Origin of the sequence: Amycolatopsis rhabdoformis, assembly GCF_035918295.1 — a bacterium.
In the GTDB taxonomy this organism is placed as follows: Bacteria; Actinomycetota; Actinomycetes; order Mycobacteriales; family Pseudonocardiaceae; genus Amycolatopsis; species Amycolatopsis rhabdoformis.
The window spans coordinates 2,104,601-2,131,075 of record NZ_CP142149.1; the positions used below are offsets into that span (position 1 = coordinate 2,104,601).

Below are 26,475 nucleotides of genomic sequence, written 5' to 3' on the forward strand. Positions count from 1 at the left end.
CACGTAGCTCTGCTGTGAAGACATTGACTCTGTAGAAGCCACCAGGCGGATGCGACGGCGAAGGTGTATCGACCCGGCGCCGTCGCCGCTGGGCCGCACTGCGCGCGATGAATCGCGCAACCTCGGCGCGCGGTCCCAGCGCGACCTGGTCGAGGCTGCGTTTCTCCCGTTGTGAAGGCCCGAGCTGCCACATTTTGGCTGACTGAACCACATCCGTGCGCGCAATTCACCACTTCGTGTTTCGCGGACGCGTATCCCACTCGAAGATTCGGTCGCACCGGCTGCTCGCGTGCGTGTCATCGATGTCAATCACCAACGTGACCGCCCATCGGCAAGTGCAGTGCGCGCTACGCCCCGTAAAACTCTGTCTAGCAGAGATGATTACTGGACAGCAGAGGCGACGATAGCTACCGTGTAGCCACCCAGATGTGGGCCCTAGTCAACGTTGAGTAGAGGGAGCGCTCCGTGGCGTACGTGATCGGCATCGACATCGGAGGGACGTTCACGGACGCCTTCGCAGCGGACGAATCGGGACGAGTCGCCGCGACCAAGACCCCGTCGACCCCACCGGATTTCTCCCGCGGATTTCTCACGGTGCTGGACGAACTGGCCGGAGCGCTCGAGGTCGACACCGCCGCGCTGCTCGCCGATACGCACTACATCGTCCACGGCACGACGTCGACCTTGAACGCGTTGGTCACGGGCGACGTCGCCACCGTCGGATTCCTCACGACGCGCGGGCACGCGGACTCGATCGCCATCATGAACCTGGAAGGGCGCTACGCCGGGCTCGGCTCGGACGAGGTCCAGGACATGGTGCTCACGAACAAACCGAAGCCGCTCGTGCCGCCACAGCTCATCCGCGAGATCGACGAGCGCATCGACCACAAGGGACACGAGGTCGTGCCGCTCGACGAGGCGGGCACCCGGGTCGCGATCCGCGAGCTCGTCGCGGCCGGCGCCGAAGCGATCGCGGTGTCCCTGTTGTGGAGCTTCCGCAACGGCGCGCACGAGCGGCGGGTGGGTGAACTGATCGCCGAGGAAGCTCCCGGGCTGTACGTGGCGCTTTCCTGCGACGTGAGCCCGCGCATCCGCGAGTACGCGCGCAGCGCCACCACGATCATGAATACCCAGGTAGGTCCCCGGCTCCGGGACTACCTGCGTCCACTTGAGACTGAACTGCGCGCTCGGGGCTTCGGCGGTTCGCTGCTGGTGATGCAGGGCTCGGGCGGGTGCGTCGACTCCGGTGACGCGCCGTCGCGGGCCATCACCACCATCGGCTCCGTGCTCACCGGCGGCGTGGTGGGCTGCACCCGCCTGGCCGAGACCCTGGGCCACCGCAACGTGATCTCCACCGACATGGGTGGCACGACCTTCCTCGCCGGCCTCGTGGTCGACGGCGAACCGGTGGCCACCACGAGCACCGTGCTCAACCAGTACCAGCTCAACGTGCCGATGGTCGACGTCCACACCATCGGTGCGGGTGGCGGCGCCATCGCGTGGGTGGACGCGGGCCGCAACCTGCGGGTCGGCCCGCGCAGCGCCGGTGCGCGGCCGGGCCCGGCCTGCTACGGCGAAGGGGGCACCGAGCCGACGGTCAGCGACGTCGACCTTCTGCTCGGCATCATCAACCCGGACAACTTCCTCGGTGGCCGCAAGAAACTGTCGAAGGAGCTCGCGGCCGAGGCGGTGCGGACGCACATCGCCGAACCGCTCGGCCTGTCCGTGGACGAGGCAGCGGCCGCGATCTACGCCATCCAGAACGCGCAGACGGCCGACCTCGTCCGCAAGGTCGTGGTCACCTCCGGCCAGGACCCGCGCGACTTCGCGCTCTACGCCTTCGGCGGCGCGGGCCCCATGCACTGCGCGAGCTACGCGGCCGACCTCGACGTGGCCGAGGTGGTGGTGCCGCTCGGTCCCACGGCCGCGGTGTTCTCCGCCTACGGCCTCGCGGCTTCGGACATCGTGCTGACCGCGGAGCTGTCTTCGCCGAGCAACTTCCCGACGCCCGCCGACGAGTTCAACCGGGCCTTCTCGCACCTTCGCGCGGAGCTGGACCACCGGCTGAGCGCGCAGAAGCTGAAGTTCGGCAACGTGACCTACCGCAACGAAGCCGATCTCCGGTACACGATGCAGCTGGCCGAGGTGGCGACACCGGTGCCGGCGGGCGCCGTCGACGGTGCCGGGCTCGACGACCTCTCCGTCGCGTTCGGCGACCTCTACGAACGCCTCTACGGCAAGGGATCGGGGTTCGCCGAAGCCGGTTTGCAGCTGATCACCTACCGCACCCAGGCCGTGGGCGAGCTGCCGATCCGTCCTCGGGTGGGGGAGATCGGCGCCGCCACCGGAGCGCCGGTCCCGGCCGGCTCCCGCCGGGTCTTCCTGGACGCGCGACGCGGCTGGCAGACCGCCGACATCTTCGACTACCGAGACCTCGCGGCCGGCCACGAGCTCAAGGGCCCGGCCGTGGTCGAGGCGCCCACCACGACCGTCGCCCTGCCCGAAGGCTGCACCGGCCTCGTCGACCGGCTCGGCAACCTCGTCATCAGCTACACCCGAGCGTGAGAGGACCCGCGTCGATGCCCGTCATTCCCGTTTCCGGTTCCGAGCAGTTCGCGAACCTTCCCGCTTCGCCCGAGGAAACCCGGCGGATCGTGGGCGATTCCGTGCGCCTGCACGACGTCGACCAGTCCGTTGTGGACAGTCTCGACCCGTTGACCTACGAGGTGGTCCGGCACCGGCTCACCTCGATCACCGAGGAGATGGGCGAAGCGCTCAAGCGCATGTCCGGCTCGGTCGTGGTGACCGACTGCAACGACTTCGACGCCGCCATCATGGACGAGGTCGGCGACGTGGTGCAGGTCGGTCTCTACAACACCGAACTCGCCGCGTCGCTCGACATGGCCGCGAACTGGACGCTGCGCCACCGGGCCGCGCGCCCCGGCATCCGGCCGGGGGACATGTTCCTGTGCAACGATCCCTGGGTCGGCGGCGGCCTCCACCAGAACGATGTCAGCCTGTTCGCCCCGCTGTTCATCGACGGCGAGCTCTTCGCCTGGACCGGCGCGGTCGCGCACCAGGTCGACCTCGGCGGCGTCTCACCCGGCAGCTGGTCGGTCGGCGCGACCGACGTGTTCTGGGAGTCGGTGCCGACCCCGCCGGTCAAGATCGTCGAAGCCGGCGAGATCCGCAGCGACATCGAAGACGTGTACCTGCGGCGCTCGCGCGTTCCCAAACTGGTCGCGCTCGACCTGCGGGCCAAGATCGGCGCCAACAACGTGGCGCACGAACGCCTGCGGACGTTGTGCGAGAAGTACGGTGCCGCCACGGTCAAAGCCGTGATGCGCCGCGTGCTGAACGACGCCGAGACGCGACTGCGGACGAAACTGTCCGAACTTCCCGACGGTTCGTGGACCTCCGTGGCGCACCAGGACTCCGCTCGATCCGGCGACCGCGGCATCTACAAGATCGTGTGCACCCTCACCAAGACCGGCGACCGGCTCACGTTCGACTTCACCGGTACCGATCCCCAGGTCGACGGCCTGATCAACTGCACGTACGCGGGTCTGCGCGGCGGCATCATGCCGGTGCTGCTCACCACGCTGTGCGGCGACATCCCGTGGGCGCCCGGCGGCCTCTACCGGTGCCTGGACATCGTGAGCGAACCCGGCACGATCAACAACTGCACCTTCCCGGCTGGAATCGGCAAAGCCTCGGTCGCCTCCGCGTGGGCCACGACCAACGTGGTCACCGAATGCCTCGCCGGCCTGCTCGACGCTCATCCGCGCCACCGTGAGCGGCTGATGAGCGTCTGCTGCGGCACCTGGGACTTCGCCCTGCTCGCCGGGGTCGACCAGCGCGGCGGCGGCTTCGTGACCATGCTCTGCGATTCGATGGCCGGCGGCCTCGGCGCCCGGACCCACTCCGACGGCGTCGACACCGGTGGTCTCGCCTGCATCCCCATGGGGCGCGTGGCCGATGTCGAGATGAACGAGTTCAGCTTTCCGATGCTCTACCTGTGGCGCCGCGAGGAGGCGGACTCCGGCGGTCCGGGCCGGTACCGGGGTGGCGTCGGTGCCTCGAGTTGCTTCATCCCGTATGACAGCCCGCTCGGCGGCGTGCACCTCGTCGTGTCCGCGCCCGGCAAGGCGCTGCCCCTGGCCGGTGGGCTCTCCGGCGGGCTGCCCGCCGGCACCCAGCACGACGTGCTGCTGCGGTCGACCACCGTGCGCGCCGACCTCGCCGGGGGCCGCATCCCGGCGTCGCTCGAGGAACTCGGCGGTACCGCCGATGTGCTGCCGACGCACCACGAGACGGAGCTGGGCGAGGCGGACGTGTACTTCACGCACTGGCAAGGCGGCGGTGGCTACGGGGATCCGCTGTTGCGCGAGCCGTCCGCGGTCTCGGCCGACGTCCTCGCGCACAAGGTCTCGCCGACCGGTGCCGCCGACGTCTACGGCGTGGTCCTCGGACCGGACGGCATCGTGGACGACGAAGGCACCCGGATCCGCCGCAGCGCACTCCGGCGCAGCCGCGCCGGACTCGACGACGACCGCACGGAGGCCCCCGCGTGACCCTCTTCATCGACGACAATCTCGAACAGCTGCCGGACGGGCGGGTGGTCTGCCGGCATTGCGGGCACGTCCTCGGCGACGCGGCCCAGCCACTGCGCGACGCCCGCGTCCGGGAAACGGCACCGGACACCGCCGGACCGTCGGTCCGGGAGAACGCGAGCCGGTTCACCGACCGTCCGGTGGTCTTCCGGCGGACCTTCTGCCCGACCTGCCTGACCCAGCTCCAGGCCGAGATCGTGCCGGGTGACGAACCGTCGTCCCGGCACCGTTCGCTGGCGGTGGACGCGTGACCGCGCGACTGGCCGGCCGCACGGTCGTCGTCACCGGGGGCGGACAGGGCCTGGGCCGGGCGTACGCGCAACGGATCGCGGCCGACGGCGGAACCGTCGTGGTCGCCGACATCAACACCGAGTCCGGGGAAAGCGTCGCCGCCGAGATCACCGACGCCGGCGGCAAGGCCTGCTTCCACCACCTGGACGTCGCCGACCCGGCCTCGTGTTCGGACTTCGCCGGGTTCGTCAGCGGCGAGTTCGGCAGCTTGCACGGGTTGGTGAACAATGCGGCGATCTTCTCCACGATCGTGATGCGCCCGTTCTGGGAGATCCCGATCGAGGAGTGGGACCGCCTCATGGCCGTGAACCTCCGCGGGCCGTTCCTCCTGACCAGCGCGCTGCTTCCGGCCCTGCGCGAGGGCGGCGACGCGAGCATCGTCAACGTCTCTTCCGACGCGGTGTGGCTGGGCCGGGCCGGGTACCTGCACTACACCGCGAGCAAGGCCGGAGTCACGGGAATGACGTACTCGATGTCGCGCGAGCTGGGCGGCGACGGGATCCGCGTGAACGCGATCTCGCCCGGGCCGACGTACACCGAGATCCCTCGCGGCACCGTCTCGGCCGCGCAGAAGGAGGCGATGCACGCCGCGCAGGCCCTCCACCGGGACGCCGGGCCCGAGGACATGGTCGGCGTGGTCGCGTTCCTGCTCTCGGACGACAGCCGGTTCATGACCGGACAGGTCCTGTCCGTGAGCGGCGGGTTGCTCCACCGATGATCTCTCCCACCAGAAAAGGACTCGCCGCATGAGCCCGCACGATCAGCTCTCCGCCGTCGTCGACCGGTCGTGGGAGGTGCAGCTGCACGGCCGCCCGATGCCGACGCGGAACCGGTACCAGATCGAAGACCCGACCACCGGCCGTCGCCTGACGGACGCGCCCGACTGCTCGGCCGAGGAGGTCGACGAGATCGTCCTCGCGGCGGCCGACGCGCAGCGCGACTGGGCGAAGCTGCCCGTGCGTGCTCGCGCGGCGAAGGTTCGCGCCTTCGCCGAGCTCCTGCGTGCGCACGAGGAAGAGCTGGCGACGATCGACACGATCGACGCGGGCTTCCCGCTGCCCGTGATGCGGGCCGACGTCGGCGCCGCGGCGACGATCGTGGACATCATGGCCGACCACGCTCTGCAGCTCGGCGGATCCACGTACCCGTTGTCGGGCAACCTGCACTACAGCCTTCAGGAGCCCTACGGCGTCGTCGCCCGGATCGTGCCGTTCAACCACCCGCTGTTCTTCGCCGCCTCCAAGGTCGCGGCGCCGCTGGTCGCGGGCAACGCGGTCGTGCTGAAAGCACCTGATCAGACCCCGTTGTCCGCATTGAGGATGGCGGAGCTGGCGGCGGAGGTCTTCGGCCCCGACCTGTGCGCGGTCGTCAGCGGCCGGGGAGCGGTGAGCGGCGCCGCGCTCGTCGCGCACCCGCTCATCCGGCGCATCGGGTTCATCGGCGCGCCCGACACCGGCCGGATGATCCAGCGCTCGGCCGCGGAGGCCGGCGTCAAGTACGTGAGCCTCGAACTCGGTGGCAAGAACGCCCTGGTCGTGCTGCCCGACGGCGATCTCGACCGGGCGGTGGAGAGCGCGGTGTTCGGGATGAACTACACGGCCACCGCCGGCCAGTCGTGCGGCTCGACCAGCCGGCTGCTGCTTCACGAATCAGTGGCCGATCAGGTGGTCGAAGCGGTCGTCGACCGGGTCCGCTCGATTCGCGTCGGCCACCCGCTGGACGCGGACACGCAGATGGGTCCCGTGATCTCCTGCACCCAGTACGACAAATCGCTCGACGCCATCGCCGCGGCGACCGCCGCCGGGGGCAAGGCGCTCGCCGGCGGCGGTCGCCCCGACACCGTCGGGCCGGATGGCTGGTACGTCTCGCCGACGGTGCTGGCCGGCGTTTCGCCCGACAACCCCGCCGCGGTGGCCGAAATCTTCGGCCCGGTCCTGACGGTGCTGACCTTTCGCGACGAGGCCGAGGCCGTCGCGATCGCCAACAGTAGCGAATACGGCCTGACCGCGGGGATCTTCACCAGCGATGTCACCCGTGCCCATCGCCTCGCCGGTGAGCTGGAGGCCGGTTACGTGTGGATCAACGGAAGCTCCCGGCACTACTGGGGCCTCCCGTTCGGTGGTGTCAAGGCATCCGGGGTCGGCCGGGAAGAGTCGGTGGACGAGTTGCTGTCCTACACCCAGACCAAGGCGGTCACCGTCGTGCTGGAGTGACGCGGAGAACGGACCGGCACCCGAGCCGGAGGTGGGCGCAGCTTCCCGCCTCCGGCTCGGGCCGTTGTGGGGCCTCCGCGGTAAGAACCTCCCCGGTCGCGGCAGCTGTGTACCTGGCGGGCGAAGCCGAAGCGACGGAGGAGATGGTCACGGTGGACGGCGAGAAGCTGCAGAAGATCGCGGGCGACTGCAGTGTGGCACTGCCCGGCGCCGCCCTCGAGCACCAGTCGAGCCCCGACTGGGACCTCTACAAGGTGCGCGGCAAGGTCTTCCTGCTCACGACCGAGCTGCCGGGGCACCCCGTGGTGATCCTGAAGGCCGATCCGGACCACGCCGTGGCGCTGCGTGAGCAGCACGCGGACATCACACCCGGCTACCACATGAACAAGAAGCACTGGATCACCGTGGAAGGCGGGGGCACCATCGGCGCGAAGCTGGTGAAGGAGCTCGTGCTCGATTCCTACCGTCTCGTGGTCGGCGGACTGCCCAAGGCCGAGCAGCCCGTGGATCCCCAGACCTACGGCCGCCGCGTCTGAGTTGCCGTCGTCAAGTCCCGGGGACCACGGGGCATCGACTCGCGGCACGGGGGAGCTATGACCGACAGGTTCACCGGCCGGGAAGCGGCCGCCGGCGGCGGCTGCGGCGGCCCGGGGGAGGAGACCACGACCGGCCCCGATGAAGACCAGGGGTTCGAAATGTTCATCCGGGCGTGGCTGGAGATTCTGGACACCGTGCGGAGCTAGCCGGCGGTGCGGGGGCGCCGGATTCGCGGCCGCCGCGCCGGAGTCCGATGTGGACGCGGTGGTGGTTTTTCCTGCCCCGCAAGACTTACGGGTTCTGCGCGGCCGGGGGAGGGTACGGGTCCGTTCTGCGTGCTCGCGCGGCTTACTGGACCGCGGAGCTCGGCACGCCGAGGCGGGGATCAACGGCCACGCCCGTCGGCTGCCGACGGAAAGTGAACAGGGGGGCCGTCCGATGAAACTCGGTCTGCACGCTCGGGACCTGCCCGTGTTGGTCGGAACCGGCGTCACGGAGGCGGAACTCGCCTACGGCCACCTGGTGGAGCGCGACCCGGTCCTGTGCCGCCTCGTTCACCGGTTCGGCCGGCCGGAGCCGTTCAGCCGCCGGGAGGAAGCCGGGCTCGGCGACCATTTCTCCGCGCTGGTCCGCTACTGCGGCGCGCGGCAGTTCCGCGCGCCGTCGGTTTCCCCGGTGTACGCCCAGATCTGCCGTGCGTCGGGTGGCCACCCCTCGCCCGCGGTGGTCGCCGAGCTCGGCGCCGGCCGGCTGACCGCGCTGGGGGTGCCGTGCGCGGACGCCGATCGGCTCGTGCGGCTGGCGCGGGCGCAGCTGGCCGGTGACCTCGATCTCGACCTGCTCGCCGGGCGCAACGACCACCAGGTCCGGGAGATCCTCGCGCGGTACGGGATTCCTCGGGAGATGGCGGATCTGTTCCTGATCCGTCGCCTGCACCGGCCCGACGTGCTGCCGGTCGACGACCCGGTGCTCGCCCCGGTGATCCGGCGGATCTGGGCGGGCGGCAGCGCCGGCGAAGGGTTCGGGCGGCAGTGGGCGCCGTTTCGCACCTATGCCGCGGCGCTGCTGTGGGAGGTGGCGCAGGCGGGCCCGCCACCGGGCGGCGGGAAGCTCCGAGGTCAGCGGTAAGAACCCGGCCCGGCCCGGCGCAGAGGATCGGGCAGAAGCGACCGCGTGCTCGATTCCGGACCGGCAGCGGGTCCGACCGGGGCACCTTCGGCCGCACACCTGAGAAACAGAGGGCCTCATGCGCAAGATCTTGATCGTCGGCGGCGGGTACGCGGGCTTCTACGCCGCGTGGAAGCTCGAAAAGAAGCTGCGCCGCGGCGAGGCCGAGGTCACGGTGGTCGACCCGCGCCCGTACATGACGTATCAGCCGTTCCTGCCCGAAGTGGTGGCCGGGTCGATCGAGGCGCGGCACGCCGCGGTGTCGCTGCGCCGCCACCTTCACCGGACGCGCGTCATCACCGGGATGGTCGACGCGATCGACCACGAGCACCGGACGGTGACGATCCGGCGCGCCGACGGTGACCCGGTCGACGAGGGCTACGACCTGATCGTGGTCACCGCCGGCGCGGTCACCCGCAAGTTCCCGGTGCCGGGCATCGCCGAGCAGGCCATCGGCCTCAAGCACGTGGAGGAAGCCGTCGCGATCCGCGACCGGCTGCTGACGTCGTTCGACCGAGCGGCCATGCTGCCGCCGGGCCCGCAGCGGCAGAAGCTGCTCACCGCCACGTTCGTCGGCGGCGGGTTCTCCGGTGTCGAGGGCTTCGCCGAGCTGCTGTCGCTGGCGCACGCCCTGCTGAAGCGCTATCCCGAACTGCATCGCGACGAGCTCCGGTTCCACCTGGTGGAGGCGTCGAACCGGATCCTGCCCGAGGTCAGCGACGCGCCCGGCCGTTGGGTCGTGCGATTCCTGCAGGACCGCGGTGCGCAGGTGCACCTGGACACGCAGATCAGGTCGATGACCGAGGGGCACGTGGTGCTCTCCACCGGCGAGGAGTTCGATTCCGAGCTCATCGTGTGGACGGCCGGCAACGCGGCGAACCCGGTGGTGGACAAGCACACCGACCTGCCCGTGGACAACCGCGGTTTCCTCGTGGCCCGGCCGGACCTGCGGGTCGGGACCGCCGCCGACCCGGTGCCCGACGCGTGGGCCGCCGGCGACGACGCCGCGATCGAGGACCTCACCGCGCCGATCCCCGGCACCCACACGGTGCCCAATGCCCAGAACGCCGTGCGGCAGGGCAAACTGCTCGCCCGCAACATCGTCGCGACCCTGCGCGGCGGGAAACCGAAGAACTACCGGCACCACAGCCTCGGCTCCATCGCGGAACTCGGCCTCGGTCACGGCATCTTCCAGTACCGGCGGTTCGTGATCAAAGGCCCGCTCGCCTGGCTGATGCACCGGGGGTACCACGTGCTGGCCGTGCCCAGCTGGGAACGCAAGGCGCGGGTGTTCGCGATCTGGGTGACCGCCGCGATGTTCGGCCGCGACATCCTCTCGCTGGCGTCGGTGCAGCACCCTCGCGACGCCTTCGTCGAGGGCGGGGAGCCCGCGGTGCCGCCGAACGGGGTGTCTCCGGACCGAACTTCGCCTCGTTGAGCAGCTTTCGGTCCAACGCGGCTCGCCCGACGCGGCCCGGCCGCCCCGGTCCGGCGAACGGACGAGCCGACCAAGACCGGAACCCGAGCACCGACCCAGCGGATGGCGGTCTTGATGAGTGAACACTTCGACGCGATCGTGATCGGCATGGGCACCGGCGGTGAAGCCGCCGCCTACCGGCTGCTGGCCGGCGGACTGCGGATCGCGGTCGTCGAAGAGGAGCTGATCGGCGGGGAGTGTGCCTATTGGGCCTGCATCCCGTCCAAGACCCTGCTGCGGTCCACCGAAGCGCGCGCCGAAGCCGAACGCACTGCCGGGCTCACGCGGCCGGGTCTGGAGTGGACGACCTTGCGGGACTACCGCGACTTCATGGTCCGCCACCTCGACGACACCGGCCAGGTCGACGGGTTGCGTGAACTCGGCGCCACCGTGATCAAGGGGACCGCGCGGCTCGCCGGCCCCGGCCGGGTCGAGGTCGGCGGCCGCACGCTGACCGCCGGCGACGTGGTCATCGCCACCGGCGCGGCGCCGAGGGACCCGGCGATCGCCGGGCTGGCCGACGTTCCGATGTGGACCCACCGCCAGACGACCACCCTCACCCGGATCCCGGAGCGGGTGACCTTCCTCGGCGGCGGCGCCACCGGGATCGAACTCGGCCACTTCCTCGCTCGGATGGGCAGCCAGGTCACCATCGTGCAGCGCGGCCCGCGCCTGCTGGACCGCGAAGACCCGGCGCTCGGCGACGTGATTGCCGAGCTGGTGGCCGCGGACGGCATCGACGTGCGGACCGGCGTCCGGGCGCACACCGTCCGCCGGGTTTCCGGCCGCAGCGGCGAAGAGGTCGTGGTCGAGCTGGACGACGGCACCACTGTGGACACCGATGTCCTCGTCAACGCCACCGGTCGCACTCCCCGCACCGCCTCCCTGAACCTGGCGGCGGTCGGAGTGCGACCCGGCGCCCGGGGGCACCTCGAAGTGGACGAACACTGCCGGGCCGGCGACCGGCTGTGGGCCGTCGGCGACGTCACGGGGGTCGCGCTGTTCACCCACGTGGCCACCTACCAGGGCCGCGTGGTGGCCGACAACATCCTGGGCCGCCCACGGGTCGCCGACTACACCGCCGTGCCCCGCGTGGTGTACACCCAGCCCGAGATCGCCGCGGTGGGCCTCACTCCCGCCCAAGCCCGCGGCCGGGGGATCGACATCGTGTCCGCCACCCTGCAGCTGGCGGACGAGATCGCGCGCCCCTACACCTACGAGACGGAGCCCCAGGGCACGTTCACGCTGATCGCCGACCGGCGGCAACGCACTCTCGTGGGCGCCTGGGCCGTCGCTCCGCTCGCCGGCGAGTGGATCAACACCGCCGCGCTCGCCCTCCGGCACCACCTCACCGTCGACGATCTCGCCGACGCCGTCGCGCCGTTCCCCAGCTACACCGAAGCCCTCACCCTGGCCGCCGACAAGCTCGTGGATCAGCTGCGGCGATGACAAAGCCGGCAGGACGCGAAATCCTGCCGGCCGTCGAAAGTCGGGGTGCCGGGGTCAGCTGGACAGCTCAGCTGGACAGCCCGGCTCCGCCGGACACCACGATCTCCTGCCCGGTCACGTAGGCGGCCTCGTCCGAAGCCAGGAACGCCACGGTTCCGGCGATGTCCTCGGGCGTGGCGAGGCGGCCGAACGGGATCCGCTCCGCCATCTCCGCCATCGTCGCGGGCACGTCGGGGGAGCTCGCGCCGATCGCGGTCCGGGTCATGGGGGTGTCGGTGAACCCGGGGCTCACGGCGTTGATCCGGATGCGGCGCGGGGCCAGCTCCAGGGCCAGCGTGGGGATCATGGCCAGCATCGCGCCGTGGGATCCGGCCGCGATACTGTTGCCGGGCAGGCTTCGCGTCGCCCCGATGCCGACCGTGATGATCACGGAAGCGCCGTCGGTCAGCAGCGGGAGCGCCTTGACCAGGGTGAAGTACTGCCCCTTCGTGTTCACGGCGAACGTCTCGTCGTAAGCGGCTTCGTCACAGACGTCGAGCGGTACCGGCCGGCTCACCCCGGCGTTCAGGAACAGCGTGGTCAGGCTCCCGAACCGGTTCCGGACCTCGGACACCACCTGGTCGGTGTCGGCGAGCGAGCGGATGTCCGCCTGCAGGACCAGGACGTCTTCGGGCAGCTCCTCGCGCGCCCGGGCGACGCTCTCCGGACGCTGCCCGGTGACCGCGACGCGATAGCCGCGGCTGTGCAGGGCCTGCGCGGCCGCCTTCCCGATCCCGCTGGTGCCGCCGGTGATCAGGGCTGCACGTGCCGACATGGTGATCACTCCACAGTAGTTGGTGACTCGAGGCGCCGGAGGACGGCGACCCGCTTCTCCATCATGCACCGAAGAGAACCATATGGTCCATTCGGGTGTCACCTCGCGGCGGAGGCATACTACGAATCCGTGTCTCTGCTGGCTCGACGAGCCGGTTACCTGGACTATGTGGGCCACATTTGGGACGCTGATGTGATGACCATGACTCGGACGGGCAAGCGCGCGACCAAGGAACAGCGCGCCGCGTACGAGTACTTGGGCGCGCGCGGCGACTCGCTCGCGCGGTGGGTGCGGTCGACGGGACCGATCGACGCCTACGAGTCGCACCGCCTGGTGGAGGTCCACGGCCCGCTCGAATGGCTGTCGTTCACCATCGCGTCGCGCCAGCTCAGCCGGACGACGGCCGCGGCGATCTACACCAGACTCGTCGCGCGGCTGGGCGGGGCCATCACCGCCGAACGGGTCGTCACGGCCGACGACCAGGCGCTGCGCGGATCCGGCCTGTCCCACCAGAAAGCCCGGGCGATCCGCGAGGTCGCCGAACACGCCGACGACGGCCTGCTGGACCCGCGGAGGCTCGCGGCGATGCCGGATGCCGAGATCGAGGCCAAACTCCTGGCCGTGGCGGGGATCGGTCCCTCGACCGCGCAGATGTTCCTGCTGCGGTACCTGCACCGACCCGACGTCTTCCCGGCCGGTGACCTCGCCGTGCGCTCGGCGATCACCTCGTTCGACCGACTGGACTGCAGGATCACGCCGAAGGCCGCGGAGCAGCGCAGTGAGCTCTGGCGGCCGTACCGGTCGTACGCGACGGCGTACCTGTGGGGCTTTGTGTGGGAATCGCCCGGCGCCGGAGAAGGAGCCGAGATGGACAGCAGGTTCGTTCGAGCACAACCGAAGCGGACCACGCGGCGCTCGGCCGGGGCCGCCTCGTGAACGGCCGCTACGACTACGTGGTCGTCGGCGCGGGCTCGGCGGGGTGCGTGGTGGCCGCGCGGCTTTCGGAGGACGCCGACCGCCGCGTGCTCCTGCTCGAGTCCGGGGGCCCGGACACCAAGCCCGAGATCGCGGACCCACCCGCGTGGCCCTCGCTCTGGGGCACCGAAGTCGACTACGGCTACCGCACCGTGCCACAGGCCGGCACCGGCGGCGCCGCCCACGACTGGCCGCGCGGGCACACCCTCGGCGGGTCGCACAGCATCAACGCGATGGTGTACCTGCGGGGCCACCGCGACGACTTCGACCAGTGGGCCCGGATGGGCTGCCCGGGCTGGGACCACGACTCGGTCCTGCCGTACTTCCGGCGGATGGAATCCGTGCCGGGTGGTGACGCCCGATTCCGCGGCATCGAGGGTCCGCTGCGGCCGGCCCCCTCGGCCGCACCCAACCCGCTCTCGCCGGTGTTCGTCGACGCCGCGGTGGCCGCCGGGTACCCGCGGACCGACGATTTCAACGGCGCCGACGGTGAAGGGGCCGGCTGGCACGACCTCACGATCGCGGACGGGGTGCGCCAGAGCACCGCCGCGGCCTACCTGCGGCCGATCCGGGACGCGCGGCCCCACCTCACCGTGGCCACCGGGGCCCGCGCGCACCGGCTGCTGTTCGACGGCGAGCGGTGCGTCGGCGTGGAGTACCGGCAGGACGGCGCCACGCACACCGCGTACGCCGAGCGCGAGGTCGTCCTCAGCGCCGGCACGGTCGACTCGCCGCGGCTCCTGCTGCTCTCCGGTGTCGGACCCGCGGCCGACCTCGAACACGCCGGTGTCGACGTGGTGCACGACCTGCCCGGGGTCGGGCGCAACCTCCACGACCACCCGCTGTGCAGCGTCGTCTACGAGGCGGCGCAGCCGATTCCGCCCGGCCGGACCAACCACGCGGAAACGTCGATGGTGTGGCGCAGCGATCCGAGCCTGAGCGGACCCGACCTGCAGTTGATGTTCATGCACGTGCCCTTCGGTCCGCCGACCCTGCCGGCCCCGCCGAACAGCTTCACCTTCGGCCTGGCGACAGTCCCGGAGGCCCGCGGCACGGTGCGCCTGGCCGGCCCCGATCCGAGCGCGCCGCCGCTGATCGACCCCAACTACCTGGGGGCGGAGAACGACGTCCGGCGCCTCGTCGAGGCCGTCGCCGTCGCGCGCGAGATCGCCGCCGCGCCCCCGTTCGGCGCCTGGCGCGGAAAGGAACTGCACCCCGGCCCGGACACCCGGGACCCGCGGGGCCTGCGCGAGTTCGTCGCCCGCGCCACCGGCACCTACTTCCACCCCGTCGGCACGTGCGCGATGGGCAGCGGCGCCGACGCCGTCGTCGACCCCGAGCTCCGGCTGCGGGGGGTGCGCGGTCTGCGGATCGCCGACGCCTCGGTGATCCCGCGGATCGGGTGCGTCAACACCAACGCCGCCACGATCATGATCGGGGAGAAGGCGGCCGATCTCCTGCGCGGCCGGTCGGCCGGCTCGGCGGGGGAATGAGGCACGGGGGAATGAGATACGGGAGAATGAGGCCGCGCCACCGCCGGTAAGACTTCGCGATCGGCCGACACCAACCAGGGGCACCCTGCCACAGGTCGCGTTCGCGAGCGCCGTGCGGGGGAGGTCAATTCAATTGACTGTTCCGATACGGCGGCGAGTCACTCGGGCCGCCGAGGGGGAGGAAGCCCGCGATGCCCAGCACCCCCGCACTCTCCGTGCCCCGCAACACCGGCGCGGTCGAGATCGTGCCCGTCCCGGTTCCCGACGGGGTGGAGTTGCCGCCGCTGCCCACCCAGGCCGATTCCTGGGTGGGCCACTACCAGCGGGTGCTGCTCAATGTCCGCACGGGCGAGCTGTCGTTCTTCTGCGCCGACTGGCGGGTGTTCGTCCCGGTTCTGGGCGGCGAGGACGGGGCGGTCTGGACCTCGCAGGACCCCGGCGAGAGTCCGGTCAACTCCATCAACGCGGCCACCCGGCCGATCCCGGAACTGCTGATGTTCTTCATCGACACCTGGACGCGCGTGGACCTGCCCGCCGCCGGGCGCCCGCGGACGCCGGCGTGGGTGTATCTGAACCGCGAACAAGGTGACGCGTTCGTGGCGTCGCTCGTACCACTGGCACAGCGGTTGGTCGACCACCTGTACCGGGTGCCCGGCACCGACGATCTCGAATGGTCCGCCGAGTCCGTGACGGCCGTGCGGGCGATCGACGCCGCGTGCAGCCGGTACCACCAGGGGCCGCGGCGCGTCGGGACGTCGCCGGCGGGCCTCATCGATTTCGCCGACGCCGTCGTGGTGGCGCCGGGCCTGGTCCGTCGTGAGTGGTCGGAGCGGGACGACACCGAGCTCGACGACCTGGCCGAGGTGCTGAGCCGGTCGACGTACCTCCTCGACCCACGGCTGCGGGACCGGTTCGGGACGCCGGGTGACGAAGGGGACGGCCGGGGTCCGAAGGTGTACGGAGCGCGGGCGTGGCTCTACGCCTACCGCGCTCACGAGGCCGGCACCCGGCCGGCTTCGCGCGCGCAGGTGCCGCGCGCGCCTTCCCGGACGAACTGAGGTTCCGGCTCTTTCCGAAGGGCGACGCCGGAGCGAACCGGTGCGTCGGACTGATCTCGGGGAAATGACAAAACGACGACATTCCCGTCGGGATTAATGGTTTCGGTGCGACAAAGCGATTCGACTTCGGTGCGGAGGGGAGAATTGCCTCGCGGGCAACTCGGGTACGCACGGGTACGATAATCTGACGCGGTGGTGGAACCGGAGAGCACAGTGAAGCCTGTCCGGCTGACGGCGCGGGGTGAAGCGACCCGCGCGCGGATTGTCCGCGCCGCGGTGGACGTGATGACGGTCAAGGGCGTGGCCGCCACCACGCTCGACGATGTCCGCGCGGCGAGCAGTACCAGCAAGTCGCAGCTCTACCGGCACTACGCCGACAAGGAAGCGCTCGTCCAGGACGTGATCGAGCACCAGGCCGAAGACCTGCTGACCGCGCAGGAGGAGCAGCTGCGCCGGCTGGACTCGGTCAGCGGCCTCGAGCGGTGGCGCGATGCGATCATCCAGCGGAACACCTTGCAGAACAGGGCGTACGGGTGCCAGCTGGGCTCACTGGCCTGTGAGCTCTCCGATCAGAACGAGCGCGCTCGCTCGGCTCTGGCCGGCCACTTCGAGACCTGGCGCGGCCTGATCGCGGACGGCCTGCGGCGGATGCGCGACGCCGGCAAACTGCGCGGGGACGCCGATCCCGAACGGCTGGCCATCGGCTTGATGGGCGCCCTCGAAGGCGGCTACCTGCTCGCGCAGACCGAGGGTGACATCAAGTCCATGCGCATCGCGCTCGACATGGCCATCGACTACATCCGCACTCTCGAGGTGTGAGCCGGCCCCGGCCGGGAGACCACAGTGGACGTTCCCGGTCACCGGGATTCGTTGTGCCACCGTTCGAACGGATGCGCCGCGGACCACGTGAAGTACTGGCCGGCCATCCGAACCGGTGAGAAAGAAACGACCCCGATGACACGCCGGGGAGAGGACTGTATAGTCCACACTGTGATCAACAACCTCTGCCGGCCCGGTGCCGGAGAGCTGTGTTCGCTGCCTGGCCGGAGGTCTGAGCCGGCCCGATCGATCGAGCCGGTCCGCGTCCGCGCACTCGTGCACGGGATCGCCTCGGCCGACGCGACGCCCGGTGGTGCGCGGTCGATCGTCCGGTTTGGTCGCTTGCCGGGTCACCGCTGAGCCCGGATCCGGTGCCGGCGCGCGGACCGGCTTCACCTCGACCCGAAGCCGGCCGCCCATCCCGGGTGTTCCGGGGTGGGATCTTCCGGCGGGTTCGCGGTGGACACGAGGTCGGTCTTGACGATGAGGAGAATTCTCGTGGACGAAGGTTTCGAAGGGCGCAAGCTCGTGGTCGTCGGCGGTAGCAGCGGAATCGGGTTCACCACGGCCGAGCAGGTGATCGCCCGCGGCGGGAGCGCCGTGATCACCGGCCGGAATCCGGAGAAACTGCAGGCGGCTGTGGAAGCGCTTTCCCGGCACGGAAAAGCCTGGGGCATCGCCGCGGAGCTGACCGATCGCACCCGGATTCCCGAGGTGCGCAAACGGCTCGCCGACGAACACGCCGACGCCGGCTTGCTCGTGAACGGTGCGGGCATCTTCGTTCCCAAGCCGTTCACCGAATACGACGAGGACTTCTACGACTCGTTCAACGAACTGAACCGCGCGATGTTCTTCATCACCCAAACCGTGGTCGCCGGCATGCTCGCCGGAGGCAAGGGCGGTTCGATCGTGAACATCGGGGCGATGTGGGCGCACCAGGGGATCGCGGCGACCCCGCACACGGGTTTCTCCGTGCAGAAGGGCGGCCTGCACGCGCTGACGAAGGCACTCGCGATCGAGCTGGCACCCCACGGGATCCGGGTCAACGCGGTGTCACCCGCCGCCGTGCGGACCCCGCCGTACTACCGATTGGTTCCCGAAGCGCACCTCGAGGACCCCGTGAACAGTTTCGCCAGCATGCATCCGCTGGGCCGGGTCGGCACCGTCGAGGACGTCGCGAACATGGCGTCGTTCCTGCTTTCGGAAAAAGCGAGCTGGATGACCGGCGCGATCGTGGACGTCGACGGCGGAGTGATGGCCGGGCGGAACTGAAGCACACCCGCAGAAATCAGCACCAGGAGGTTTTTCATGATTCCCTCGCAGATCATCGGCCGGGTCTTGGCGGCGGCCGCGCTGGCGGGCGCGACCGCCTGCAGCGCCGCCGGCCAGAACACGCCGCCCCCGGTCACCGGCGCCGCCGCCGCGGCGACGAGCCCAGCCGTGACGAGCCCAGCCACCCCGCCCCAGGTGAGTATTCTGCTCCAACACGCCCTTCCGAACGTCGAAGGCAAGACGTTCACGTCGCAGATCGTGGCCTTCCCGCCGGGCTCGGCCGCGCCCTCTCATCGCCACGGCCAGGCGTTCGTGTACGCCTACGTGCTGGAAGGCGATGTGCGAAGCCAGGTCGACGACCAGGCGGTGACCACCTACCATCAGGGGCAGACCTGGTTCGAACAGCCCGGTGCCCACCACGTCGTCGCGGCGAACGCGAGCACGACCAAGCCCGCCAAGCTGCTGGTCGTCTACGTCTCCACCACCGGAGACCCGCTCCAGGCCAACGATCCCCAGAAGTAGGCCTCGGCGCCGACCCGGCGTGAACCGCTCGCGGCAGGAAGATCTGTCCACGCCGTGCGGCTAACGGAGGACTTCGTGTGTCAGCACGGGACGGCGGCCGGCAGCGCAGTCGGTGTCGAGTCGCCGCCCGGAGAGGGGAGACAACTGTGACCGACACCCGGCAACCCGCTACCGACCTCGGCTTGGCCGAGATCGCCGAGCTGGCCGCGCAGCTGCGGGTCGACTCGATCCGCAGCAGCACCAGCGCGGGCTCCGGCCACCCCACGTCCAGCATGTCCGCGGCGGATCTGCTCGCGGTGCTGGTGGGCCGGCACCTGCGCTACGACTGGGATCGGCCCGAAGCGGACAGCAACGACCACCTGATCTTCTCGAAGGGTCACGCTTCTCCGCTGCTGTACTCGGTGTACAAAGCCGTCGGGGTCGTCACCGACCACGAGCTGATGACCGGCTACCGGCGCTTCGGCGCACGCCTGCAGGGCCACCCGACGCCGATCCTGCCGTGGGTCGACGTCGCCACCGGTTCGCTCGGCCAGGGTCTGCCCGACGCGGTCGGGGTGGCCCTGGCCGGCAGGTACCTGGACCAGCTGCCTTATCGCGTCTGGGTGTTGTGCGGCGACAGCGAGATGGCCGAAGGGTCCATCTGGGAAGCGCTGGACAAGGCGAGTCACTACCGGCTCGGCAACCTGGTGGCGATGGTCGACGTGAACCGGCTCGGCCAGCGCGGGCCCACGGAGTTCGGCTGGGATCTCGACGCCTACGCCCGCCGCGCCGAGGCGTTCGGCGCGAGGGTGATCTCCGTGGACGGCCACGACCTGGCGGCGATCGACCAGGCGCTCGACGCCGCCGGTACCGGTGGCGACCAGCCGACCGTGATCCTGGCCAGGACGGTGAAGGGCAAGGGTTTCTCCGAAATCGAGGACCACGAGGGCTGGCACGGCAAGGCGCTGCCGGCCGAGCAGGCCGAACGCGCGCTCGAGGAACTGGGCGGTGAGCGGGATCTCCTGGTCCGCGGCCCGCTGCCGGCCTTCGACCGGGCGCCCGAGCCGCGGCCGGGGAGCGCCGCGACACCGCGACCGGTTTACCCGCGCGGCGAGAAGGTGGCCACCCGGAAGGCCTACGGCGAAGCCCTGAAGTGGCTGGGCGGCCTCGATCCCCGGATCGTCGCCATGGACGGCGAGGTGAGCAACTCGACGCACACCGACGAGTTCGCCCACGCCTACCCCGAGCGCTACTTCGAGATGTACATCGCCGAGCAGCAGCTCATCGCGGCGGCCGTGGGGCTGAGCGTGCGCCACTACGTGCCGTTCGCGTCCACGTTCGCCGCGTTCTTCTCCCGGGCGTACGACTTCATCCGGATGGCGGCCATCTCCGCCGCGGACATCCGGCTGGTCGGCTCGCACGCCGGCGTCGAGATCGGCGCCGACGGCCCCTCCCAGATGGGGCTGGAGGACCTCGCGATGATGCGCGCGGTCCAGGGCTCCACGGTCCTGTACCCGTGCGACGCGCCGAGCACGGTCGCGTTGACCCGGGAGATGGCCGGCCGGTCCGGTGTCTCCTACCTGCGCACGACGCGTGGCGGCTACCCGACGCTGTACGCCGAGGGCGAGGAGTTTCCGATCGGCGGCGCCAAGGTATTGCGGTCCACCGACGACGACGTGGTGACCCTGATCGGTGCCGGCGTGACGCTGCACGAATGCCTGGCCGCGGCCGACGAGCTGGCGCGGGAGAACGTCGCCGCGCGGGTGATCGACCTGTACTCGGTGAAGCCGGTGGAAACCGAGACCCTGGTCGCAGCGGCCGGCGTCACCGGCGGACGGATCGTGGTCGCCGAGGACCACCACCCGGAGGGCGGGCTCGGGTCCGCCGTCGCCGAGGCGCTCTTGGCGAGCGGGACGACCCCGCTGCGGCTGAACCACCTCGCCGTGCGGGAGCTGCCCGGCTCGGGCGTCGCACACGAACTGCTGGACGCGGCGGGGATCTCGGCGGCGCACATCGCCGGCGCGGCACGGACGCTCCTGGCCTGAGCGCGGGCCGAGAGGCTCTTGCTGCCTGGAGCGCAGGAGGTACTGCGCACTCCGCTCGACGTCGCTGCGATCAGGCTGCGCGCAGCGACGTCGGGCGGAGACCGGCCGCACTGCCGGCACCGTCCGAACGTGCCGGCCGAGTGCGCCGGCCGGGAGCCCGAGCGGTCAGGCGCCGACTGATTCGCGGGCGGTGGTGATGATGTGGGTCACCGTGGCGACGTCGAAGTACTCTTCGATCCGGGTGATCCTGCCGCCGCCGACCGCGAGGTACATCGCGATCTCGAGCGCGGCTTCCTCGCCGTTGGGCAACTGCCCGCGCAGCACGTGCTGCTGAAGGACCCCGTCCCCGGCGTCGACCCGGCGCGAGACGTCGAAACGCAGGCCGCGGATGGCGGTGCTGAACAACTGGAACACAGCCAGGTTGGCGTCCCGGTCTTGTTCGCCGGCGCCGTCGTTGTGCCAGATCCTGGCGTCGGGGGCGTAGAGGGCCCGCGCGGCGTCGAGGTCGCCCCGCTCGACCGCTCGGAAGAAGGCGTCGACGACGGCGATGTTGGTGCTGGTCTCAGGCATGGGTGCCACCTCGCTCGGGAATCGGCCGGGCTCGAACCTACCGGGTCTGACTGGACTGGATAGTCCCCTGATCGGTGCGCTTCCGCCGGAAGAGCCGGTCGACGCTGAAGGGGAACGAGTCGACGGGGGAGAGGGCCAGCAGTAGGGCGGCTGCCGCGGCGCCGAAGACCGAGGCACTCAACGGAGCTTCCCAGCCCAGGAACAGTCCCATCGACACGGCGAACACCACCAGCACCGCGGTGGCCGCCCAGGCGGACCAGCGCACGAGCACGCCGGCCAGCAACGCCAGGCCCACCACCGTTTCCGCGGCGGTCGCGGCCCACGCGGCCGCACCGGTGAGCCCGTCGGGCACGTACGGCGAAAGGCTGTGCGTGTAGTCGATGTACGCGGCGAAGGTGCCCCACCCGACCTGTCCGGTGTTCGGCGGGCCCCACCAGCCGAACCGATCGGCGACGGCCGAGAGGAACCCCGCGGCCAACGCCAGGCGCGCGAGCACGGTCGCGACCGACCACCCGCGTTCGCTCCGGGCGAGGGAGTCCGGGGACAGCGTGCCCCGCAGCGTCCGGTGTTCGGGCCGCTCTTCGGTGTGCGAAACCATCAAGTCTCCTTTGTGGACGCTCGGTGAACACCTTCGATGCTGGCAGGGTGCGGCCGGAACCGAAACCCCCGAACGGAGAAACTTGATCTTGAACCTCGTCACAGGTGGGCCGCACCCGACCCGTCTCGGTGAACGGGACTGTATAGTCCAGGCTGGACCGGGCGGGCGTGGGGGATTGACGGCGGTGACGCCGCATTCCCGATCTCCGGCCGAATGGCCGCTGGTCCGCGCCATCGAGGCGCCGCGGTTGCGGCGTTCGCGTCGAGAACCGGCTTCGATCGGGCCGCGGTGAGCCGCCTGGTGAAGCCCCGGCGTGGTTCAGAACATCGGACGAAGAAGGAAGGCGTGGCTCGATGCCCCACGTGTCACCGAAAGCCGGAGTCGCCCGGCGGGGGACAACCCACACCCTGGCGTTCGTCGCCGCGGTGGTCTCCCTCGTGGCGTCGTTCGCCGCGGTGGGCTCGACGATCCCGCTGTTCAACATCTACCGCGCCGAGGACGGGTTCACCAACGCCGACATCTCCATCACCGTCGTCGCCTACTCCGTCGCGACCCTGAGCACCTTGTTGGTGCTGGGCCGGGTGTCCAACCACCTGGGCCGGCGGCCCACCTCGATCGCCGCCCTCGGCCTGCTCCTGCTGGGCTGCGTGCTCCTGCTGAACGTGCACCACGTCGGCGTCCTGATCGCGGGTCGCCTCCTGATGGGCTTCGGTGCGGGGGTGGCCAGCAGCAGCCTCACGTCCTACATCGTCGACGCCGCACCGGCCCGGCCCGCTTGGCTGGCCTCCGTCGCGTCCAGCCAGACGGTGATGCTCGGCCTCGCCGTCGGCGCCATCGGGTCCGGCGCCCTGGTCCAGTTCGGTCCGTGGCCGCGCGATCTCGTCTACCTCGTGGTGATCGGCCTGCTGCTCGTCTCGGCCGCGCTGCTTCTGGTCAGCCCGGAAACGGTGACGCCGGTGCCCGGCGCTTGGCGGTCGCTGCGGCCGCGGGTCCGTGTTCCGGCCCGGGTCCGGCACCTGCTGCCCGTCACGGCGGCGGTACTCCTGGCCACCTGGGCGACCGGGGCCTTCTTCCAGGCCTTCGTGCCGGCCTTGGTCGAAGACCAGCTCCACAGCCGCAGTCCCCTGATCCTGGGGCTGTCGTTCGCCGCCTACATGGGTCCGAGTGTTCTCGGCGCGCCGCTGGGCGGCCGCTTCGCGCCCGCGGCGGCTCAGCGCATCGGCATGATCGGTTTCCTCGCCGGCATGATCGGCATCGTCGCGGCTATCGCGACCGGTGCGCTGGTGCTGTTCTTCGTCGCGACCGTGGTCGCGGGCGCCGGCCAGGGCATCGCCATCAGTTCCGCCACGCGGGGCCTGTTGGAGGGCAGCGACGTGGCCGACCGGGCGCCGATCTTCACGGTCGTGTACATCCTGTCGTACTGCGGCGCCACGATTCCCGCCCTCGTCGCCGGCCAGCTGTCCGCGTCCTTCTCGCTGCCGCAGATCGCTCTCGGGTACGGCGGTCTGGCGCTGATCGCCACCGTGTTCACCGTCCTCGCCGCCCGCGAACCCCACACCGACCCGGCCGGGGCGCCGCCGCGACGGTGAGCAACGGCCGGGTCAGGCCCGCTCGGAGGTCAGGCCTTCGCGGACGGCGAGCAGCGCCGCCTGCGTCCGGGAGGCGACGCCGAGCTTGGCGAAGAGGTTGCTCACGTGGGTCCGGGCGGTGCGTTCACTGATCTGGAGCCGGTTCGCGATCTGGATGTTGGACAGTCCCTTCGCGAGGTGGAGCAGCACCTCACGCTCGCGCGGCGTGAGCCCGTCGAGGCCCGCCCCGCCCCGGTCGACCGGGCCGGTGAGGCAACGGGTGATCGCGGAGTCCAGGTACAGCTCACCGCGAGCCGCGGCGCGGACCGCCGCGACGATCTCGTCGGACCCCGCGTCTTTGAGGAGATACCCGGACAGGCCGGCGTCGACGGCCCGCCGGACGTTGCCCGACTCGCTGAAGCTCGTCATGATCAGGATCTTCACGGTGGGGTACCGCGCGGTGATCACGCTGCCGGCCTGGATCCCGTCGATGCCCGGAAGAACCAGGTCCATCAGGACCACCTCCGGCAGCCGGCCCCGCCGGGCCAGTTCGGCCAGGCGCTCCAGCGCGTCCGTGCCGTCCACGGCCTCACCCACCACCACGAAACCGGGCACCGCGTCGGCGTACGACCGCAAGCCGGCCCGGACCACCGCGTGGTCGTCCACGAGCATCAGGCGGATCTGTTCGGGCGCCGGCTCGGTCACGGCTGCTCTCCCGTCGTGTCGCACGGTTCCTGCCAGTCGATCCGGACGGTCCCGTCGGCGGAAAGCGAGCCGGCCGGCTCGCCCGGACAGAACTCGAGCCGCACGACGGTGCCCCCGCCGGGCCGCGTCACGATGGCGAGCCTTCCGCCGAGGCGCGCGGCGCGTTCGCTCATCGAAACCAGCCCCACGTGGCCGGGCAGCGAGCCGCGCTCGGCGAATCCCACTCCGTCGTCGGACGTCTCGACGACCAGGAGGGTCCGGGACTCCTCGCGGTGTTGTGCGAACCGGATGACCGCGTGCTGCGCCCGGGCGTGTTTCACGACGTTGTGGAACGCTTCCCGGACGAGGTACCACACTTCCTCGCGTTGCTCGGGAAGCAGCTCGATCTCGCCGACCTCGTCGACGACCTTCACCGTGAGCCCGGTGTCGCGGCTCGCCGCGGCGACCCACTCGCGGATCGCCGTCACCAAGGACCTTTCCGCCGGCTCGGGTGCCCGCCACTCCGCGATCATCGACCGGAACGACTTCACCACCGACTGCGACAGATCCACCACCCGGGCGGCGTCGGCGCGAATCTTGGCGGCCGCGCCGGCCCCGGACGTCTCGTTGGTCAGCTCGATCGCCCTGGCGTGCATCGACAGCGAGAACATCTCCTGCACGATGGAGTCGTGCAGGTCGGCGGCCAGCTTGCGGCGCTCCTCGCGCACCGCGCGGGCGCGGTTGTCCACGATCATCCCGGCGTGGTCGATGGTCACCGCGGCCTGGTCCGCGACGGCCGAGAGGAACGAGATCTCGTCGGGATCCGGCTCCCGGCCGGGCGGGTAGAAGGCGCTCAGGTACCCGAGCACGCCGCCGGGCAGGATCAACGGTGCGGCCACGAAGCTCTCCCAGGAGATCGCCTGGTGGATCGCCGAGATCGGCGCCCAGGCGGGATGGGTGCGGAAGGTCTCCGAGCGGTGGGCCACGACCACCGGCCGGCGTTCGGCGATCGCGCTGAGGGAGACCATCTCGGCGCCGAGGGCCTGGCACTGGTCGAGCCGGTCGCGCAGCTCGGCCGCGGTTCCGGGCAGACCCGACAACGCGCCGATGGGCAGCGTGCTCCAGCCCGTTTCGCCGAGCTGGATGTGCACGGCCGCGAGCCCGGCGGAGCGCCGGACCTCCCCGGCCAGGGCGGTGAGGGTGTCGGCCAGCGAACCCGATCCCGCCAGGGTCGCCGAGACCCGCGACATCGCGTGAAGATCGCGTTCAGTGGCCATGACCGCGCACCACGACGGTCCACAAGGGAGTCCCGCGACCGGGCCGGGCGCCGGCCGGTGGCGGAACGCGAGTTCCCGGCGACCTCACAGGTCGAGCACCAGCCTGGGACAAGCGGCCCGGGAGACGCAGATCATCATGGTCTTTCCTTCTTCCCGTTCTTCGTCCGTGAGGAGGGAATCGCGGTGGTCCGGGGTTCCGGAGAGAACCTTCGTCTCACACGTCCCGCATGTGCCCTGCTCGCACGAATAGGGCGGCCGGGCCCCGGCGCGTTCGACCGCCCGGAGGATGGTTTCTCCGGGTGCGACCGTCACCACGTCGCCGGAGCGGGCCAGCTCGACCTCGAACGACGAGTGCTCCGGCGAATCGGGTTGTGCCTTCGGCACGAAGCGCTCCAGCCGCAACGAGCCGGCCTTCCACTTCGCACACCGTTGCTCGACCGCGAGCAGCAAGGACTCGGGTCCACAACAGTAGACGAGGACGTCGTCGGCCGGAGTCCCGAGCCACGCGTCGAGGTCGGGCCGGCCGGTCTCGTCCTCCGGGCAGAGGACCACCCGGTCCCCGTATCGGGAGGCGAGCTCCGCGCCGTAAGCCATCGATGCCCGCGAGCGCCCGCCGTACAGCAGCTGCCACTGGGCGCCGGTCGCCTCGGCCGCGGCGACCATCGGCAGGATCGGGGTGATGCCGATCCCGCCGGCGATGAACAGGTAGCGCGGCGACGGCAGCAGCGGGAAGTTGTTCCGCGGTCCGCGAACGCGCACGGTGGCGCCTTCGGTCAGCCGGTCGTGGACGTGGGCCGACCCGCCGCGGCCGGCGCGCTCGCGCAGCACGGCGACGCGCCATTGGTCACGCGCCGGCCTGCCGCAGAGCGAGTACTGTCGCACGAGCCCGTCGGCGAGGAGCAGGTCCACGTGGCTGCCGGCCTCCCACTCGGGAAGCTCCTCTCCGGGCCGGCTCGCCAGAACCAGCTCGACGACCTCCTGGGCGATCTCGGTTCGGCTCAGCACCACGAGGTCGAGTTCGACCTCCGGCCGGGCAGGATCGGTCTGGGTCACC

At 70.8% G+C, this 26,475-nt stretch carries 24 protein-coding genes; 18 read left to right on the forward strand and 6 right to left on the reverse strand.

The genetic code is table 11. From position 1 onward, the window contains the following. Positions 1-465: 465 nt before the first annotated feature. The 10 genes from VSH64_RS09830 to VSH64_RS09875 all read left to right on the forward strand — a co-directional run bounded on the left by VSH64_RS09830 (position 466) and on the right by VSH64_RS09875 (position 11,747). On the forward strand, positions 466-2,565 hold the full coding sequence (locus tag VSH64_RS09830; protein WP_326835208.1) for a hydantoinase/oxoprolinase family protein: 2,100 nt from the start codon (positions 466-468) through the stop codon (positions 2,563-2,565). A 14-nt stretch (positions 2,566-2,579) separates the two neighbouring features. After that, positions 2,580-4,574, forward strand: coding sequence for a hydantoinase B/oxoprolinase family protein (locus tag VSH64_RS09835; RefSeq protein WP_326835209.1), 1,995 nt, complete (start codon positions 2,580-2,582; stop codon positions 4,572-4,574). Further along, positions 4,571-4,864, forward strand: a complete 294-nt coding sequence (locus VSH64_RS09840) for an acetone carboxylase subunit gamma (RefSeq protein ID WP_326835210.1) — start codon at positions 4,571-4,573, stop codon at positions 4,862-4,864. The genes VSH64_RS09835 and VSH64_RS09840 overlap by 4 nt, the downstream gene beginning before the upstream one ends. Further along, positions 4,861-5,622, forward strand: coding sequence for an SDR family NAD(P)-dependent oxidoreductase (locus VSH64_RS09845; protein WP_326835211.1), 762 nt, complete (start codon positions 4,861-4,863; stop codon positions 5,620-5,622). The genes VSH64_RS09840 and VSH64_RS09845 overlap by 4 nt, the downstream gene beginning before the upstream one ends. 28 nt (positions 5,623-5,650) lie before the next feature. After that, the gene (locus VSH64_RS09850; RefSeq protein ID WP_326835212.1) at positions 5,651-7,117 is read left to right on the forward strand and encodes an aldehyde dehydrogenase family protein; all 1,467 of its coding nucleotides are present in this window, start codon (positions 5,651-5,653) and stop codon (positions 7,115-7,117) included. A gap of 143 nt (positions 7,118-7,260) precedes the next feature. After that, positions 7,261-7,653, forward strand: coding sequence for an MmcQ/YjbR family DNA-binding protein (locus VSH64_RS09855; protein ID WP_326835213.1), 393 nt, complete (start codon positions 7,261-7,263; stop codon positions 7,651-7,653). Positions 7,654-7,710: 57 nt separating this feature from the next. Then, on the forward strand, positions 7,711-7,860 hold the full coding sequence (locus VSH64_RS09860; protein ID WP_326835214.1) for a hypothetical protein: 150 nt from the start codon (positions 7,711-7,713) through the stop codon (positions 7,858-7,860). Positions 7,861-8,092: 232 nt separating this feature from the next. Further along, positions 8,093-8,782, forward strand: a complete 690-nt coding sequence (locus VSH64_RS09865) for a DNA glycosylase family protein (RefSeq protein ID WP_326835215.1) — start codon at positions 8,093-8,095, stop codon at positions 8,780-8,782. Between the two features lie 118 nt (positions 8,783-8,900). Continuing rightward, on the forward strand, positions 8,901-10,259 hold the full coding sequence (locus VSH64_RS09870; protein ID WP_326835216.1) for an NAD(P)/FAD-dependent oxidoreductase: 1,359 nt from the start codon (positions 8,901-8,903) through the stop codon (positions 10,257-10,259). A 114-nt stretch (positions 10,260-10,373) separates the two neighbouring features. Next, a complete protein-coding gene (locus VSH64_RS09875) occupies positions 10,374-11,747 on the forward strand; it encodes a dihydrolipoyl dehydrogenase family protein (protein ID WP_326835217.1) in 1,374 nt (457 codons plus the stop codon). Positions 11,748-11,814: 67 nt separating this feature from the next. Here the strand turns inward: VSH64_RS09875 and VSH64_RS09880 are convergent, their stop codons facing one another. Then, the gene (locus tag VSH64_RS09880) at positions 11,815-12,561 is read right to left on the reverse strand and encodes an SDR family oxidoreductase (RefSeq protein ID WP_326835218.1); all 747 of its coding nucleotides are present in this window, start codon (positions 12,559-12,561) and stop codon (positions 11,815-11,817) included. Positions 12,562-12,756: 195 nt separating this feature from the next. On the opposite strand from VSH64_RS09880, the gene VSH64_RS09885 reads away from it, so the two are divergent. From VSH64_RS09885 to VSH64_RS09915, 7 genes are all read left to right on the forward strand, one after another. Continuing rightward, the gene (locus tag VSH64_RS09885; RefSeq protein ID WP_326835219.1) at positions 12,757-13,497 is read left to right on the forward strand and encodes a DNA-3-methyladenine glycosylase family protein; all 741 of its coding nucleotides are present in this window, start codon (positions 12,757-12,759) and stop codon (positions 13,495-13,497) included. Continuing rightward, positions 13,494-15,029, forward strand: a complete 1,536-nt coding sequence (locus VSH64_RS09890) for a GMC family oxidoreductase (protein ID WP_326835220.1) — start codon at positions 13,494-13,496, stop codon at positions 15,027-15,029. Before VSH64_RS09885 ends, VSH64_RS09890 begins: the two co-directional genes overlap by 4 nt. A 191-nt stretch (positions 15,030-15,220) precedes the next feature. Further along, positions 15,221-16,087, forward strand: coding sequence for a hypothetical protein (locus VSH64_RS09895; RefSeq protein ID WP_326835221.1), 867 nt, complete (start codon positions 15,221-15,223; stop codon positions 16,085-16,087). 213 nt (positions 16,088-16,300) lie between these two features. After that, positions 16,301-16,906: a TetR/AcrR family transcriptional regulator gene (locus VSH64_RS09900; RefSeq protein WP_326835222.1), complete on the forward strand. Its 606-nt coding sequence runs from the start codon at positions 16,301-16,303 to the stop codon at positions 16,904-16,906. Positions 16,907-17,404: 498 nt separating this feature from the next. Then, positions 17,405-18,178 carry an SDR family NAD(P)-dependent oxidoreductase gene (locus tag VSH64_RS09905; protein ID WP_326835223.1) on the forward strand — a complete coding sequence of 258 codons (774 nt, stop codon included), beginning with the start codon at positions 17,405-17,407 and terminating at the stop codon, positions 18,176-18,178. Between the two features lie 36 nt (positions 18,179-18,214). Next, positions 18,215-18,700, forward strand: coding sequence for a cupin domain-containing protein (locus tag VSH64_RS09910; RefSeq protein ID WP_326835224.1), 486 nt, complete (start codon positions 18,215-18,217; stop codon positions 18,698-18,700). A 146-nt stretch (positions 18,701-18,846) separates the two neighbouring features. Continuing rightward, on the forward strand, positions 18,847-20,724 hold the full coding sequence (locus VSH64_RS09915) for a transketolase (RefSeq protein ID WP_326835225.1): 1,878 nt from the start codon (positions 18,847-18,849) through the stop codon (positions 20,722-20,724). 165 nt (positions 20,725-20,889) lie between these two features. Here VSH64_RS09915 and VSH64_RS09920 read toward each other — a convergent pair whose 3' ends face one another. Together VSH64_RS09920 and VSH64_RS09925 are read right to left on the reverse strand one after the other, a co-directional pair. After that, entirely contained in the window at positions 20,890-21,294 is a 405-nt protein-coding gene (locus VSH64_RS09920; protein ID WP_326835226.1) for a nuclear transport factor 2 family protein, read from the reverse strand. Positions 21,295-21,331: 37 nt separating this feature from the next. Beyond that, on the reverse strand, positions 21,332-21,892 hold the full coding sequence (locus VSH64_RS09925; protein WP_326835227.1) for a DoxX family membrane protein: 561 nt from the start codon (positions 21,890-21,892) through the stop codon (positions 21,332-21,334). Positions 21,893-22,245: 353 nt separating this feature from the next. Between VSH64_RS09925 and VSH64_RS09930 the strand changes: the two genes are divergently transcribed. Next, the gene (locus tag VSH64_RS09930; RefSeq protein ID WP_326835228.1) at positions 22,246-23,481 is read left to right on the forward strand and encodes an MFS transporter; all 1,236 of its coding nucleotides are present in this window, start codon (positions 22,246-22,248) and stop codon (positions 23,479-23,481) included. Positions 23,482-23,493: 12 nt separating this feature from the next. Here the strand turns inward: VSH64_RS09930 and VSH64_RS09935 are convergent, their stop codons facing one another. The 3 genes from VSH64_RS09935 to VSH64_RS09945 all read right to left on the reverse strand — a co-directional run bounded on the left by VSH64_RS09935 (position 23,494) and on the right by VSH64_RS09945 (position 26,474). After that, a complete protein-coding gene (locus tag VSH64_RS09935; RefSeq protein WP_326835229.1) occupies positions 23,494-24,165 on the reverse strand; it encodes a response regulator transcription factor in 672 nt (223 codons plus the stop codon). Further along, positions 24,162-25,421, reverse strand: coding sequence for a GAF domain-containing sensor histidine kinase (locus VSH64_RS09940; protein WP_326835230.1), 1,260 nt, complete (start codon positions 25,419-25,421; stop codon positions 24,162-24,164). Before VSH64_RS09940 ends, VSH64_RS09935 begins: the two co-directional genes overlap by 4 nt. 84 nt (positions 25,422-25,505) lie before the next feature. After that, on the reverse strand, positions 25,506-26,474 hold the full coding sequence (locus tag VSH64_RS09945; protein ID WP_326835231.1) for a PDR/VanB family oxidoreductase: 969 nt from the start codon (positions 26,472-26,474) through the stop codon (positions 25,506-25,508). Between the last annotated feature and the right edge of the window lies 1 nt (position 26,475).